At 43.9% G+C, this 15,054-nt stretch carries 11 protein-coding genes and 4 tRNA genes; 6 read left to right on the top strand and 9 right to left on the bottom strand.

Annotated elements, in window-relative coordinates; translation table 11 throughout:
* Positions 1 to 65: 65 nt before the first annotated feature.
* The 3 genes from Q6344_02580 to Q6344_02570 all read left to right on the top strand — a co-directional run bounded on the left by Q6344_02580 (position 66) and on the right by Q6344_02570 (position 2,243).
* Positions 66 to 614 (top strand): DUF421 domain-containing protein, encoded by a 549-nt coding sequence (locus tag Q6344_02580; protein ID WLG14254.1) that lies wholly within the window; start codon positions 66 to 68, stop codon positions 612 to 614.
* A 131-nt stretch (positions 615 to 745) separates the two neighbouring features.
* Positions 746 to 1,234, top strand: coding sequence for a 23S rRNA (pseudouridine(1915)-N(3))-methyltransferase RlmH (gene rlmH, locus Q6344_02575; protein ID WLG14253.1), 489 nt, complete (start codon positions 746 to 748; stop codon positions 1,232 to 1,234).
* A gap of 115 nt (positions 1,235 to 1,349) precedes the next feature.
* Positions 1,350 to 2,243, top strand: coding sequence for a class III extradiol ring-cleavage dioxygenase (locus Q6344_02570; protein WLG14252.1), 894 nt, complete (start codon positions 1,350 to 1,352; stop codon positions 2,241 to 2,243).
* 31 nt (positions 2,244 to 2,274) lie between these two features.
* On the opposite strand, the gene Q6344_02565 is transcribed toward Q6344_02570, so the two are convergent.
* Both Q6344_02565 and Q6344_02560 read right to left on the bottom strand, forming a co-directional pair.
* Positions 2,275 to 3,768, bottom strand: coding sequence for an amidase (locus Q6344_02565; GenBank protein WLG14251.1), 1,494 nt, complete (start codon positions 3,766 to 3,768; stop codon positions 2,275 to 2,277).
* Positions 3,769 to 3,984: 216 nt separating this feature from the next.
* A complete protein-coding gene (locus tag Q6344_02560) occupies positions 3,985 to 7,317 on the bottom strand; it encodes a DNA translocase FtsK 4TM domain-containing protein (GenBank protein ID WLG14250.1) in 3,333 nt (1,110 codons plus the stop codon).
* Between the two features lie 569 nt (positions 7,318 to 7,886).
* Between Q6344_02560 and trxB the strand changes: the two genes are divergently transcribed.
* The 3 genes from trxB to Q6344_02545 all read left to right on the top strand — a co-directional run bounded on the left by trxB (position 7,887) and on the right by Q6344_02545 (position 10,250).
* Positions 7,887 to 8,909 carry a thioredoxin-disulfide reductase gene (gene trxB, locus Q6344_02555; GenBank protein WLG14249.1) on the top strand — a complete coding sequence of 341 codons (1,023 nt, stop codon included), beginning with the start codon at positions 7,887 to 7,889 and terminating at the stop codon, positions 8,907 to 8,909.
* The gene (gene aat, locus Q6344_02550) at positions 8,910 to 9,719 is read left to right on the top strand and encodes a leucyl/phenylalanyl-tRNA--protein transferase (protein WLG14248.1); all 810 of its coding nucleotides are present in this window, start codon (positions 8,910 to 8,912) and stop codon (positions 9,717 to 9,719) included.
* Between the two features lie 96 nt (positions 9,720 to 9,815).
* Positions 9,816 to 10,250 (top strand): MerR family transcriptional regulator, encoded by a 435-nt coding sequence (locus Q6344_02545; GenBank protein WLG14247.1) that lies wholly within the window; start codon positions 9,816 to 9,818, stop codon positions 10,248 to 10,250.
* 63 nt (positions 10,251 to 10,313) lie between these two features.
* Here the strand turns inward: Q6344_02545 and rimI are convergent, their stop codons facing one another.
* From rimI to Q6344_02510, 7 genes are all read right to left on the bottom strand, one after another.
* On the bottom strand, positions 10,314 to 10,808 hold the full coding sequence (rimI, locus tag Q6344_02540; GenBank protein WLG14246.1) for a ribosomal protein S18-alanine N-acetyltransferase: 495 nt from the start codon (positions 10,806 to 10,808) through the stop codon (positions 10,314 to 10,316).
* 180 nt (positions 10,809 to 10,988) lie between these two features.
* Complete coding sequence (gene tuf, locus Q6344_02535) at positions 10,989 to 12,179, bottom strand: elongation factor Tu (GenBank protein WLG14245.1); 1,191 nt, start codon at positions 12,177 to 12,179, stop codon at positions 10,989 to 10,991.
* A gap of 538 nt (positions 12,180 to 12,717) precedes the next feature.
* Positions 12,718 to 12,792 (bottom strand) — tRNA-Thr (locus tag Q6344_02530).
* Between the two features lie 119 nt (positions 12,793 to 12,911).
* Positions 12,912 to 12,985, bottom strand: a tRNA-Gly gene (locus tag Q6344_02525).
* Between the two features lie 83 nt (positions 12,986 to 13,068).
* Positions 13,069 to 13,152 (bottom strand) — tRNA-Tyr (locus Q6344_02520).
* 67 nt (positions 13,153 to 13,219) lie between these two features.
* Positions 13,220 to 13,295, bottom strand: a tRNA-Thr gene (locus Q6344_02515).
* A gap of 182 nt (positions 13,296 to 13,477) precedes the next feature.
* Complete coding sequence (locus tag Q6344_02510; GenBank protein WLG14244.1) at positions 13,478 to 14,974, bottom strand: chorismate-binding protein; 1,497 nt, start codon at positions 14,972 to 14,974, stop codon at positions 13,478 to 13,480.
* Positions 14,975 to 15,054 lie beyond the last annotated feature (80 nt).

The following is a 15,054-nucleotide window of genomic DNA, read 5'->3' as shown; positions in this document are numbered from 1 at the left end:
AATGAGTAACCTTTTGAATGATTTTAGGTGATTAACGGTTTTATATTTTAATAGGAGCATTTATCATGGACATGGTTTTTTTTGACAATATAGACAAGCTTGGACGCATCGTTTTGACGACTGTCATGGTTTATGTGTTGATCGTACTGGTGACCAAAATCTCAGGTAAACGCTCCACCTCGCAGCTCAATAATTTTGATTGGATCGTCACCGTGATGATCGGTTCACTTGGTGCCAGTACTATTCTGCTCAAAGACATTCCCTTTGTCGAAGGGGTTTCATCGATTTTAGTACTTTATCTATTGCAGTTTTTAGTTACGAAATACGCCTCTATCTCACCGCAATTTAGTAGTTTTATTTTGTCAGAGCCGCGTATTGTTTTTTATCAGGGGCAGTTTTTGCCAGATGCCATGCGCACTGAGCGGCTGACTCGTCAAGAGATTGAATGTGCGATGCGCTCTGAAGGAGTGCATAGTTTCGATGATGTTGAAGCCATCGTTTTTGAGTCTGATGCCAAGCTTACTATTATTCCAAAACCCAGCCCAACTGATGCGAGTGGTAATGACCAAAATACAGAAGATAGTGTCTCGCAAACCATACAGCCTTTGATGTAATACCTATTGCTTATCGAAGATTAGTAAATCATCAAAAACGACAGGGTAAAAAGGTTGTTTGTTACGTTCACTTAAGCGTAGAATTCTTTTGTTATATTTTACTAATGACTAAAATTAAAGTGGTACTGGCTATGAAAGTAAGAATTTTAACCGTCGGTAATAAAATGCCTAAATGGGTACAAACGGGGTTCGATGAGTATTTTAAGCGTATCCAACCTATGCTCAGTACAGAAATCGTGGAAATTGCTGCCGCAAAGCGTGCAAAAAACCCGTCTGATGCCAATTTGGCACAATACCGTGAGCAAGAAGGACAGGCAATATTAGCCGCTCATAATACCTCAGGGCGTGAGCAACTATGGGTATTGGATGTCAAAGGTAAAATGATTTCCACAGAAGGGCTGGCTGATAAATTAGCTGATGGCATGCAGCAAGGCGATGATATTGCACTGGTGATCGGCGGTGCAGACGGCGTATCGCCAGAAGTATTAGCCAAAGCCGATGTAAAATTGTCACTATCAGCGCTGACATTACCGCATCCGTTGGTACGTGTTGTACTAATGGAACAATTGTATCGTGCGATGAGTATCAATAACAATCACCCTTATCATCGTGGCAATTAAGCAATCATTAAACACTGCTATACTCTGTGCTAATATTTTGTGCTGATAGTTTATGGGCAACAATATCAATAATAGAAGCAATTGAAAAATCGCGGTGCGCCCTAATAAACGCTACATGAAATATCCAAAACATGCGACACCTACCGTCCCTCATTCAATTCATCAGCCTGATGACTCGTACTCTCATTTGCCAACACCTATTACGGCAACTGGCGTTTGGACAGATGCACCTGCTTTAGGGTCAAATGTGGCTAAGCTACCAGCATTGTTTATCTCGCATGGTGCACCCACGCTTGCCATTGAACAATCTGCCACGACCAGTGCACTGGCACGTATTGGGCAAAACTTACCAAAGCCACGTGCCATCCTGATTATGTCAGCGCATTGGCAATCCGCCAAACTCGAAATAAGCAGTAATCCTCAACCCAAGACTTGGCACGACTTTTCAGGTTTTCCGCCTGAGCTATATGAGCTTCAATACCCTGCAGCTGGTCAGCCAGCGCTTGCTGAATCCCTTGCCCAGCAGCTCACTACACGCGGTATTACGTGTAGTGTCAATCCAGTGCGGGCTTGTGATCATGGGGTGTGGGCGCCGCTCAGGCACTTATATCCAGAGGCTGAGATACCTATCGTACAGGTTTCTCTACCGCAGCATTATGACAGTATCGCCTGTTATCAATTGGGTGCGCAGCTAGCGCGCCTACGTGAGGAGCAAATACTTATCATTGGCTCAGGTAACATTACCCATAATCTGCAAGCATTACGCTGGCAAGCAGATAGTGTTGACCAAACGGCTAAAGCATTTAAGCAATGGCTGCTACAACAGCTCAAAACAGACATTCCTAGTGCTTTAGATTGGCAGCAATATCCTGACTATAAAGATATTCATCCGAGTGACGAGCATCTGTTGCCATTATTTTTTGCCCTAGGTATAGGTCAGCGTGTCTCAGTTGTTCATCAAAGTATGGCGCATCATAGCTTAGGCATGGATATTTATCGATTTGATTAAGTAATCATTACTTAATCGATAAAATGCAAACTTACTTCTCAAAGGCTGCCTTGGTAAACAACCCTGCTCGCTCCAGCTCCCCTGCCACACTGAATAATGTCGCTTCATCATTCATACGCCCAATCAGCTGCATCCCAATTGGCAAACCTTTTTTACTCATTCCTACCGGTAATGACATCGCTGGCAATCCCGTGATATTACCCAGTAGTGTAAAGGCCATTTTGCCCAGTACAGGCTGACTAAGCTTTTCGATCATACCTGAGCTAAAGGCATACTTACCCATATCGACGCCCTTATTGAGCACTCCTGCGCTACGCATGAGCATTTCATCCATACGACTTGGTGGCAATACACCATGCTTAACTGCAGGTGTCGGCACGGTCGGACATAAAATCATGTCATAGGTTTCAAGTAACAAGCCAGTTTGATACTGACTGTGATGCCAACCATGCTTAGCATGCGCCAAATCAACGGCTGATAATGAGCGACCCAGCAATGCCATATTATAGGTTTGCGGCTCTAGGTTTTTGATATGCTCTGCCCCAAAGTCACGCTCGATATTATCAATGGTAAAAGCGGTATGGGTGCAGACCACCACCATAAAGTCATGCCAAAACTGCTCGATATTGATATTCGGCTCAGCGGGTATGACGCGATGACCCATGGCTTCTAGCTGCTTAGCCGTTTGCTCTAATACGGCTAACACTTCTTTATCCACCACAGTATTGGCAATCAATGGCTGTTGATGCAAGGCAATGGTTAATTGCCTTGGTGCGCGCATCGCAGCTTGCAAAAATGTGCCATCAGGTGGCGCGATGACATAAGGCGCACCAATCTCTGCGCCATTTGTAGCGTCGAGCATCGCGGCACTGTCACGTACGCTGCGGGTAATCACGTGATCTGCGACTGCACCTTCCCAGCCTTCCCCGAACTTAGGACCTATCGGGTTACGACCACGACTGGGTTTGAGTCCAAACACGCCGCACCAAGCAGCGGGGAAGCGTATCGAGCCACCACCATCACCCGCGCCCGCCATCGGTACGATACCGCTCGCCACTGACGCTGCACTACCACCCGATGAACCGCCAGAGCTGTAACCTTTTTTGAAAGGGTTATGAGTCGCACCATGGGCTTTTGGTTCAGTGGTAATGATTAAACCAAATTCTGGCGTATTGGTTTTGCCAAAGGTATTCACACCTGTGGCTTTCATACGCTTGACGATTTCACTGTCGCACTCAGAGATGATATTAACACTACGACTGCCCATCGTGATTGGCTCATCGGCAAAGCTAAATGACAAATCTTTGAGCAAATAAGGCACACCATTAAATATACCTGAGGGTAATCCCGCCTGTGCAGCATGATAAGCACGGTCATCGAAACGATGGATAATAGCGTTTAATTTGGGATTGAGTGTATTGGCTTGATAGACGGCAGCATCTAACACCTCTTGAGCGCTGACTTCACCTGCATTGACCAATGCCGCCAATGCTATGGCATCATATTGGGTATATTCTTTAAACATAACCTGCCTCCTTGCTGAGTAATGAACCTAAAATTTCTGAAAATTGAGTGATATTTATGCTATCAACAAAGGTCAGTTTAGTATAAAAAACGAGTGCTGATAATTGATAAAAAAACTGATTGGTCACTCAGACATGAGCGCTATCATATTTTTTCAATAAAAAAGACGAACCACTTTTGTGACTCATCTTTTTTATTGTCTAATAAAGTCTAAACGCTACATTAATAGCTCACGCTTACCGCTTTTACCCATTGAGCTGACCAACCCCGCGTCCTCCATGGAATCTACGATACGTGCGGCACGGTTATAGCCGATGCTAAATTTACGCTGAATACTTGAAGCAGAAACTTTTCGCGTCTCCATAATAAAGGCCACAGCATCGTTATAAAGGTCATCGTCCTCACCAGAGGCGTTAGCCGTACTACCACCGCCACTAGGACTAGACAGTTCAAAGTTGCCTGCCATATTGTCAATATAATCAGGCGCACCGCGTTCGCGCCACGCATCACAAACACGGTTGACCTCTTCATCGCTGACATAGGCACCATGCACACGATCTGGCTCAATTTGCCCAGGTCCTAAAAATAGCATGTCACCATTACCCAGCATGTCTTCGGCACCGCCACTGTCCAGAATCGTCCGCGAATCTACTTTTGAGTTCACACGTAGTGCCGCCCGCACGGGAATATTGGCTTTAATCAAACCCGTGATGACATCGACCGATGGACGCTGGGTAGCCAGCATTAAATGAATCCCTGCTGCCCGCGATTTTTGTGCAAGACGGGTGATAAGCTCTTCGGCTTGTTTACCGACTTGCATAATCATATCGGCAAACTCATCCGCGACAATGACAATCATCGGCAAGGTTTTTAGCTTCGGTGCTTGGCTGATACTCACGCTGTCATTAGGTCGCCACAAAGGATCAAGCATCGGATTGCCCGATTTTTCAGCAGCAATGACCTTTTTATTAAACTCATTAAGCTTACGCACTTTGAGTAAACTCATCAGTTGATAGCGACGTTCCATCTCTGCCACGCACCATGATAAAGCACTGGCCGCTTCAGTCATATCGGTGACGACTGGTGTTAACAGATGCGGGATATCATTATAGTTGGCAAGCTCGAGCTGCTTTGGATCAATCAAGATGAGACGCAGCTCATTTGGCGTATATTTGAGTAGCATCGATAGTAGCATCGAGTTGACCAATACCGATTTACCCGAACCTGTAGTCCCAGCAACCAACATATGCGGCGCGCGCGCAAGGTCAGTAATGATGGCATTACCACCAATATCCTTACCCATCGCCATGCTGATTTGAGCTTTGGGATCTTGGAATTTTTCGGTATTCAATAGCTCAATCAAACGTACCATTTCGCGCTGCTTATTGGGTACTTCGATACCGATATATGGCTTACCCGGAATGACTTCAACCACACGTAAAGACGCCATCGATAACGAGCGCGCCAAATCACGTGAAATACCGGTAACCTTACTGGCTTTTACTCCAGCAGCAAGCTCCACTTCAAAGCGGGTAACAACAGGACCCGGAATGGCGTTGACCACATTCGCCTTTACATTAAATTCTTGTAACTTAATCTCTAGTAACTCTGATAATTGCTCAAGCTCGGCGACGGTATAACTGGGCTTACGATCAGGGTCTGGCTTATCCAAAATAGAAATCTCTGGAATAGGCGTTAGGCTACTACGATAGGCAGCTGTTTGCATCGAGCGTGATTTTTGACTGAAGGCGGCATCATCACTAATATCTGGCATAACGGGCGCATTCACATCCTCAGCGCTATCATCCTCTGGCATCATGTCAGTGATATGATTGCTACTATCGCCCTCAGGTACCGCAAAACTTACCGTTGGTTTAGGCACAACTATTGGTTCAATAGCTGATGCTGTGACGCGGGTTTCTACCGTAGGCGGCAGTTTAGGATTAGACGGTGGCGTATTGGTCGGCGTCATATCAGCGACTGAAGCAACTGGTTCAACCACGTCTACTGCTTTGGCGACACTCGCTTCGTTAGATACAGAAGAAGTCTCGGAGTCCTCTAACATTTCCGGCTCTTCATCAAACCATTCATCAGCAAAGTCGTGCATTTTGCTATTTGATGAGTCTGTCGCAGGCGCTGTGACTGCTGCTTGTACTGTTTCTGTAGGCTGCATAGCTGTAGATGTTAAGACATCCGCATGCTCTGCCAACCATGCATCGGCCAGTATATCAACGGCCTCCACTTTATCCTCTAACTCAAACGATTCAAGCTCATTATCCGTTTTGTCAGCCGTCTCACCGTATACTAGCTCATTTATTGATGGCTGAGCTGTTGACGGCAAGTTCTCTGTTGGTTGAGCTTCGGACATCTCTACGGCTGATATCGCTGTAGAGTCTAGCGCCGCTGTCTCTAACGACTCAGTATTGCTATCAGCATATACAGAAGTAGTAGTGGCTGAATCAGAAGTGTTCATATCATTAGCGTGATAAGCCATTTGTTCGCTGGCTAATAAGTCATCGACAGTATTGGCGTCATTCCAAGCAAAGCTTGGCTCGACTTTACGGATAGCAGTCATGGCAGGACTTAACGGCGTCGATGTATTCGTATGACTTGCAAGATTTTGAACAGTATTGCTAGGTGTCTCTACTGAGACAGGAACAGGTTCACTATTCTCACGACTAGATTTAGCAGCTGAATTAGGCATCGCCGCTTGTGTTGCGGCAACTACAGAAGCTTTAACGCTCTCAGCCAACCCTGACGTTGCCAAGAACTCTGACAACACATTGCTGAACCGACCACTGTTGTCTACGGCTTGAGCATTGCCAGCAACTTGCAACTCAAGTGGTAACTGCTCGTGATCGGCTACGTCTTTTTTCGCATTACTGTTGGCTATGTTTTCATCATTTTGCTTGGCATTGATATTTTCTGGCGTGGTTGACACGCTATCGTGCATCCTACCCTGATGCTTCACCCCTGAGCCCAGCCACGATAGCGCCTTAACCTTCTCATAAATCGCTAGCCAATGAATATTAAAGGCAAAAGTTGCGGTAATAATGACGAATGCCGTCAAGAAAATCACACTCCCCCACTGCGATAAAAGCTGTGCCAAACGCGCCTGTAATTCAAACCCAATAATGCCACCAGCCACGCTTTCCAGTCCTAGCGTTCCTGGATTGGTCAATTGCTGTACTAACGCCACCAATTGTGCAAACAACGCACTGGCACTTAATAATAAAAACACATAAGCAACCACTCGCATCAGCCAAAACGTTGGCTTGTTGTCCCACCAAATAAGGATAGACTCATAAACCACAAACGCCAGCAGCCACCATGCACCAAAACCAAAGAAGCTATAAAGCAAGTCAGATAACCAAGCACCCGATTCGCCGCCTACATTATTAATCGTGGTCATATCGCTACTGATATGCGACCAACTAGGATCGTTACTGGTATATGTCATCAAAATGACAAATAGATAAACGGCCAGTATTAACCCAAGGAGGGTAAATATTCCCTTTTTTAAATACTCAATAAGCGGTGCTGATATCACGTAAGATCTGCCTTGTTATTAATACTAAATGGTCGCCAATGCATGACTAAGCCTAATCATGCTGACATAAAGCGCTGATAAAGGGTTGAATATAAAGTGCTGATACAAACGCACTTAGCGAAGTGTACAGAAAACATTGTCTATTATAAAAGCGATATACAACAGCCTTCTTTTTGCCTTTGGTACACTTAGCATAACTTCTTATAATAACAAATACATAGGGATAGTGGCGACCGTCTTACAAAGAAAGCGTGCAATAAAATCAGTCTGTATACGGTTTAAGCAAAAACCTATGTCACTCGCAAAATATAACGAACAGAACAAGGACAGTAATATTAGGTAAGCCCTATAAAATACCAGCGGTTTCTAACCATAATATTTCAAGAAAAATATACTTTGATTGTAATCATACCTGTGTTTGTTTTAGCAAACTTGTACTTTTCGTCCAATGCCCTTATGTTATTATCACGCAGCGATTAGAAAATCCCATTAGCATCAATTTTGAAGACTGTTTTTTATTATATTGCTCACTCGTATTTTTAACATTTATATTTAGCAAGGAACAACTCATGGCAACTGACAATACCGCTCCACGTCACGAAAAACTCATTATCCTAGGCTCAGGCCCTGCTGGTTATGCAGCGGCTGTGTATGCAGCACGTGCCAACCTGAAACCTGTCATGGTAACTGGCATGGAGGTCGGTGGACAATTAACGACCACCACTGAAGTCGATAACTGGCCGGGCGATGCGCATGACTTAACAGGTCCTGCATTGATGGATCGCATGAAAGCCCATGCCGAGCGCTTTGGTACTGAATTGGTTTATGACCATGTCAATGAAGTCAATTTAAACGTGCGCCCTTTTGAGCTGACGGGTAATAACGGTAGCTACACTTGTGATGCACTTATTATCTCGACTGGCGCATCAGCACAGTATTTGGGGTTGGAGTCAGAAACCAAATTCCGTGGCCTAGGCGTATCAGCGTGTGCAACTTGTGATGGTTTCTTTTATAAAGACCAAAAAGTTGCCGTCATCGGTGGTGGTAATACTGCTGTTGAAGAAGCCCTATATTTATCTAACATTGCTGCTGAAGTGACCTTGGTACATCGCCGTGATAGCTTACGCTCCGAAAAAATTCTCCAAGATAAATTGTTTGAAAAGGTCAAAAACGGTAATATTAAAATCGAGTGGAATCATAAAGTCAAAGAAGTCGTCGGCGATGACATGGGCGTCAATGGCGTAATCATCGAATCTATGATTGATGGCAGTACCAAACAGTTAGACGTGTTTGGTATGTTTGTCGCGATTGGTCATAAGCCGAATACAGACTTATTTAAAGGTCAGCTGGATATGAAAGACGGCTATCTTATTGTCAAAAGCGGCTTAGACGGCAATGCCACACAAACCAGCATCGAAGGTGTATTTGCCGCAGGCGATGTCGCAGACCATGTCTATCGTCAAGCAATCACTTCTGCTGGTACGGGCTGTATGGCCGCACTAGATGCTGAAAAATACTTGGATGCGATTGGCGAAGCCACAGCCACTGATCATACTTATGCATCAACATTGACTGCTGATAAAGAAGCCTAAATGGGTAATTTCTCTCAATATAACAATGAGCAGATCACGCCTGAGACCTTAAAAAGTCTTGGGCGTTATGACTTTCCTGACCCTTTGATGGTTGATCCTGACGGCATTGGCATCGTTGCTATAGGAGGAGATTTGGCAGCCGAAACATTGATTTCTGCTTACGCGCAGGGTCTGTTTCCTTGGTTTAATGAAGATGAACCAATTGCATGGTGGTGCCCAGACCCGCGCTGCGTGATGGTGCCAACCAATTATAAGCCAAGCAAGTCGCTGCGTAAGCAAGCCATCCGCGAGCGTTGGCAATTAACCCTGAATCAAGCTTTTGATGACGTTATTCATGCCTGTAGTTTACCGCGCAGTGATCGCCTCAATAATGAACAGCCCGAGGGCGAACATACTTGGATTCATGATGAAATGATTGAGGCTTATACCGAACTGCATGCACAAGGATTTGCACATAGCATTGAAGTTTGGAATGATAAAGGGCAACTCATTGGCGGGCTTTATGGTCTAAAAATAGGTAGCATTTACTTCGGCGAATCGATGTTTCATATCGCCTCTAACGCCTCAAAGTTCGCATTTTGGGGTCTAATGCGCTTATGTGAACAAAGCCATGTGGCGCTGGTTGACTGTCAGCTACCAAATGAGCATTTAATGAGCTTGGGTGCAACCACGCTACCGCGTGCTGACTTTTTGACTCAATTGGATCTCTTAACGGCTAATAATATTGTCAAATGGCAAAATAACTCTCATAAACCACTCGCCGTATCGTTACTTGATACCATAGAACCTTGGCAACTTATCTTAAAATAAATACGATGACGAAGTGATTGATAGCTTATGTCTGTTTGTTAATCGCTACTTTATTAACTCGTACCTTATCAACTGCTACCTACCGACGAGGTTATCATGGCACCCGACACATCGTTCTTACTGATTGGAACACTGGCAACAAAAGCTCAAACAACCAAAGATACCGTTCGTCATTATGATCAACTGGGCTTGCTAAAATCTCGTAAGCGTCAGGCAGGCTCGCGTTTATATACCGAGTTTCATCCAGAATGTATCGAACGTATTGAGCTAATCAAAAGTGCGCAAGCGATTGGCTTTACACTCACTGAAATCAGAGACAGCTTGAATGATTATTACGATGGTCAATTGGATGTTGATTTACAACTGATGCTTACTCAGCAAAAATTGGCGCAAATACAAAAACAGCAAGCAAATATCAGCCTCATGGTAGAGCTATTAAGCGAACGTATCGATGTTCTTGAGCGTATGAAAGTAGATAATGACTATAAACTCAATATTGAAATCTGCAAAAAGAAAATACCCACTCAATAATAATAAAAGTGCCGACCCATCTACTATTCTGCGGGTTTATTTGGTTCCATTCGATACCCTTCATTATTCTCGGACGTACAGGCGCTGCATAATCAGGGCATCAATAGCTGGTTGATGTGGAGTTTGGTAATACCCTTTACGCTTATGAATTAGAGCAAATTCTTGCTGCTCATATAAGGCTATCGCAGGCGCATTATCTGCGCGCACTTCTAATAAAAGGCTCTCCACCTGATGCGTTCTCAATTCTGTATTCAATCTGGCAAAAATTTGTGAGGCAATACCTTGACGTTGATAATCAGGATGGGTGCCAATACGTAAAATCTCCGCTTGTTCAAAAATCACTTGATATAGACAATAGCCTGTCACAGTATTATTAATACTATTGTTTTTTTGCTCATAAACGATCAGCAGATGCATGCTATCTTGTTTGAGTGATTCCACCAATGTCTGAAAACCCCAAGCATCTTGCGGTTGAACGATGGCTTCAATATCCGCTACTGCTTCCAGCACTTGCTCAAAATCTGCACTTTGGGTTGATAAAATCTTTATCATCAACATTATATATCCTCTTATTATTATTTATACAAACCCAAATACCATAGCACTTACTGTATTTCAAATATTTATCATTACAATATTGATTATGCCGTTATCTGTTTTGTAGCCAAAAAAAAGCCACCCTTAAACAAGGATGGCTTTTTATGACTAACTTACAAGCTCATTACTGAGACGGATAGATTAGTTTAGTACGTTAGCAACAACACCAGCGCCTACAGTACGGCCGCCTTCACGAATAGCGAAGCGAAGACCTTTGTCCATAGCGATTGGGTGGATAAGCTCTACGCCCATCTCAACGTTATCACCAGGCATGACCATTTCAGTACCGTCTTGTAATTGGATTGCGCCAGTTACGTCAGTAGTACGGAAGTAGAACTGTGGACGATAGCCGTTTAGGAATGGTGTGTGACGACCACCCTCTTCTTTGCTCAATACATATACTTCAGCGTCAAACTTGGTGTGAGGCGTGATTGAACCTGGCTTAGCTAGTACTTGGCCACGTTGTACGTCTTCACGCTTAGTACCACGTAGTAGTACGCCACAGTTTTCGCCTGCACGACCTTCGTCAAGCAGTTTACGGAACATCTCTACACCAGTACAGGTGGTTTTTTGAGTGTCACGGATACCGACGATTTCGATTTCGTCGCCTACGCGTACGATACCAGATTCAACACGACCTGTTACAACAGTACCACGGCCTGAGATTGAGAATACGTCTTCGATTGGCATTAGGAATGCTTTGTCAACGTCACGCTCTGGCTCTGGGATGTAGGTGTCAAGAACGTTAAGAAGTTCTACAACCGCTGGTTGGCCGTATTTTTCTTGTGAGCCTTTTAGGGCTTCAGTCGCTGAACCATGGATGATTGGGGTATCATCACCTGGGAAGTCGTAGTCATTAAGAAGTTCACGAACTTCCATTTCTACGAGTTCTAGCAATTCTTCGTCATCAACAACATCACATTTGTTCATGAATACGATGATGTACGGTACGCCAACCTGACGTGAAAGCAAGATGTGCTCACGGGTTTGTGGCATTGGGCCGTCAGTTGCTGATACGACTAGGATTGCGCCGTCCATTTGAGCGGCACCAGTGATCATGTTTTTAACATAATCGGCGTGACCTGGGCAATCGACGTGAGCGTAGTGACGTGCTGGGGTGTCATATTCTACGTGTGAGGTGTTGATGGTGATGCCACGTGCTTTTTCTTCTGGTGCTGAGTCAATAGACGCGTAGTCTTTGGCTTCGCCACCAGAGGTGATTGCTGCTACAGTTGCGATGGCAGCTGTTAGGGTTGTTTTACCGTGGTCAACGTGTCCGATTGTACCGACGTTGACGTGTGGCTTTACGCGTTCAAACTTGGCCTTTGCCATGGGTATTTCCTCTTTTTTTGGTGAATCTTTATCAATCAAAGATCGGTGAATAGCTGTTTGACGGCTCATGATGCATACAAAACCATCAAACCGTTGACGCTATGGCTTATCTACTAAAACTGTTTGATCACTTTACGACTGTATATATGTGCTCAGATCATGCATTTCAATGCTGCACACATAAGTTTAAGCATTATACGTATTTTTTAATCTAGTGAACATTGCAAGATATTATACACTATCGCTGTTGCACTACTTTATCTTAGTGTAAATCATTAATAATATTGGAGCCTGACGAACCTAGATACTTTTATCTTAAACAATTTTATCTTAAACAATTTTATCTTAGATACTTTTATATAATTACTCATGTATTGATAACTTAATAAATTGACAGCACTAAAAGGCAACACCTTAGTGTCACCCTTAAATATTATTTGCTACACTGTAATTTATAATTTTCAATATTCTGTAATTTCGATATCGACACGAACTGTTTAAAGATGGCAAAGCAAACACAAGAGGTTTAAACAATAAATGGAGCTCATATTGAGAATTGAACTCAAGACCTCTCCCTTACCAAGGGAGTGCTCTACCGCTGAGCTATATGAGCATGTTTTTAATAACCACAAAAAACAACTTATGGATTTACTAAAAAAAATATCACGATACAGCAATACTAAAACTGACTGTCGTGATGATTTATTGATAATCTTTGCGATGTTGTATATATGGAGCGGGTGGCGGGAATCGAACCCGCGTCATTAGCTTGGAAGGCTAAGGTGTTACCATTATACCACACCCGCAATTACTCTTATTCAGGAAGACTCTAATCGAGAGTCATGAAGTATAAAGAGTATGCTTGGCGCTATGACAAACTTAAAAAATATGGTGGTGGGAGAAGGATTCGAACCTTCGAAGCTTTCGCGACAGATTTACAGTCTGTTGGGTTTGACCGCTCCCCAATCCCACCTTAGGTTGCTTTAAACAAAAATGGCTTTAGTTTAAGACAGATTCATAAAAAGCTACTTTAAGAGAGATGGTGCCGACTGCCGGGATCGAACTGGCGACCTACTGATTACAAGTCAGTTGCTCTACCAACTGAGCTAAGTCGGCTTGTTCTCTTAAAGTGGTGGCTATTCTATCAAATTTTTTGAAAGACGCAAGCCCTTTTTTGCCTTTTTTATGATTATTTTAATAAAAAAATATAACTGATTGATTATAATGATGTTTTTTAAATAAAAAAATAGGCGGTTTTTCCACAATAACCGCGTACTGTGTTTTTATGACTGGAGTCCCTAGCGAATCCGTAAACCATTACACGCCATTTTTACCGCTTTGACCAACGCCAATGCCTTTTTGTTGGTCTCTTCCCACTCTGCTTCTGGAATAGAATCAGCAACAACCCCAGCGCCCGCTTGGATATGAATTTTACCACGGCGCATGACTGCAGTACGAATGGCAATGGCGGTATCCATGTTGCCATGCCAGCCCAGATAACCGACTGAGCCGCCAAATACCGTTCGGCGGACTGGCTCTATCTCGTCAATGATTTGCATGGCGCGTATTTTGGGCGCACCTGATAGCGTACCAGCGGGGAACGTCGCACAAAAAACATCCAACGCATCCTTATTGGGCAATATCGTCCCTTCAACATTAGAAGCAATGTGCATCACTTGCGAATAACGCTCGACAAACATCTTTTCGGTGACTTTGACACTGCCATATTCACAAACGCGGCCAATATCATTACGACCCAAATCGATAAGCATCAAGTGCTCGGCGATCTCTTTTTTATCACTCAGCAGCTCTTCTTCAAGCGCTAAATCTTCCGCTTCATTTTGTCCGCGTCTACGAGTACCCGCCAATGGTCGTACCGTCACTTTGCCATTTTCGATACGTGATAATATCTCAGGGGATGCTCCAATAATGTCGAAACGCTTGTGATCATCGAGGGTATAACCATGCACCAGAAACAGATAAGGCGATGGATTTAAGAATCGTAGGGCACGATAAACTGCTAATGAGTCGCCAGTATAATCGGCTGTCAAACGCTGCGCAGGAACGACTTGCATGACATCGCCTGCTAAAATGTAATCCTTTATTTTATTGACATCATGACAATATTTCTGCGCGCCTGTTTGTGAGGTAAATGTCGGCGTCGGCATTACGGGTGCGCTCAGATTTGGCATTTCTGCCAGTTTTTCTTCAATTTTTTCTAGCTCGCGGATGGCATTGCTATAGCCATCTTCAGTGTGACAATCAGCATAGACGATGATAGATAACGTATTTTCTAAACTGTCAAAAACAATCACGCTCATTGACAGCATCAGCCACATATCCGGCATTGTCATCGGATTGGGGGCGTCTGACAAACCCACGCTTGGCTCGATAACCCTCACCATGTCATAGCCAAAGTAACCTACTAAGCCGCCGCTAAAGTTCGGTAGCGTTGCAATATCCTCGACTGTTGGCATCTTATATTGCGCCATTAGCTGACGGATATAGTCAAACGGCTCAGCGACTGCATCGACATCGGTGTGGTCATTTTTTTTGACGGTCATATTACCATCGGCATACTGCAAAATGAGATCACTACCTAAACCAATCATCGAATATCGAGCCCAACGCTCCCCGCCTACGACAGACTCAAATAAATATGCAGAGCCGTTTAAATCACGTACTTTAGAAAATACAGATACTGGTGTCTGTGCATCCATTAGACGTTTTTTTATCAGTGGAGCATGACTAAAGCCACGGTCTTTAAAAGCTTGATATTCTTCAAAGTTCATCATAATAATGCTCTCTTAACAAAATATTGGCAAAAGATAAAACAGCAGACTGTTAAATAAAATATAGCGTCAACACTCTATTG

The sequence above is a fragment of the Psychrobacter cibarius genome (assembly GCA_030686115.1).
Classification (GTDB): Bacteria; Pseudomonadota; Gammaproteobacteria; order Pseudomonadales; family Moraxellaceae; genus Psychrobacter; species Psychrobacter cibarius_C.
The sequence above is the reverse complement of the archived record's forward strand: the minus strand, read 5'-3'. Positions and strand labels throughout refer to the sequence as shown.

What these genes read in the sequence shown, in the direction of transcription:
- rlmH (WLG14253.1), top strand. Translation starts at nt 746, where the DNA reads ATGAAAGTAAGAATTTTAACCGTCGGTAATAAAATGCCTAAATGGGTA.
- tuf (WLG14245.1), bottom strand. Translation starts at nt 12,179, where the DNA reads ATGGCAAAGGCCAAGTTTGAACGCGTAAAGCCACACGTCAACGTCGGT.
- Q6344_02570 (WLG14252.1), top strand. Translation starts at nt 1,350, where the DNA reads ATGAAATATCCAAAACATGCGACACCTACCGTCCCTCATTCAATTCAT.
- Q6344_02580 (WLG14254.1), top strand. Translation starts at nt 66, where the DNA reads ATGGACATGGTTTTTTTTGACAATATAGACAAGCTTGGACGCATCGTT.
- Q6344_02565 (WLG14251.1), bottom strand. Translation starts at nt 3,768, where the DNA reads ATGTTTAAAGAATATACCCAATATGATGCCATAGCATTGGCGGCATTG.
- rimI (WLG14246.1), bottom strand. Translation starts at nt 10,808, where the DNA reads ATGTTGATGATAAAGATTTTATCAACCCAAAGTGCAGATTTTGAGCAA.
- trxB (WLG14249.1), top strand. Translation starts at nt 7,887, where the DNA reads ATGGCAACTGACAATACCGCTCCACGTCACGAAAAACTCATTATCCTA.
- Q6344_02510 (WLG14244.1), bottom strand. Translation starts at nt 14,974, where the DNA reads ATGATGAACTTTGAAGAATATCAAGCTTTTAAAGACCGTGGCTTTAGT.
- Q6344_02545 (WLG14247.1), top strand. Translation starts at nt 9,816, where the DNA reads ATGGCACCCGACACATCGTTCTTACTGATTGGAACACTGGCAACAAAA.
- aat (WLG14248.1), top strand. Translation starts at nt 8,910, where the DNA reads ATGGGTAATTTCTCTCAATATAACAATGAGCAGATCACGCCTGAGACC.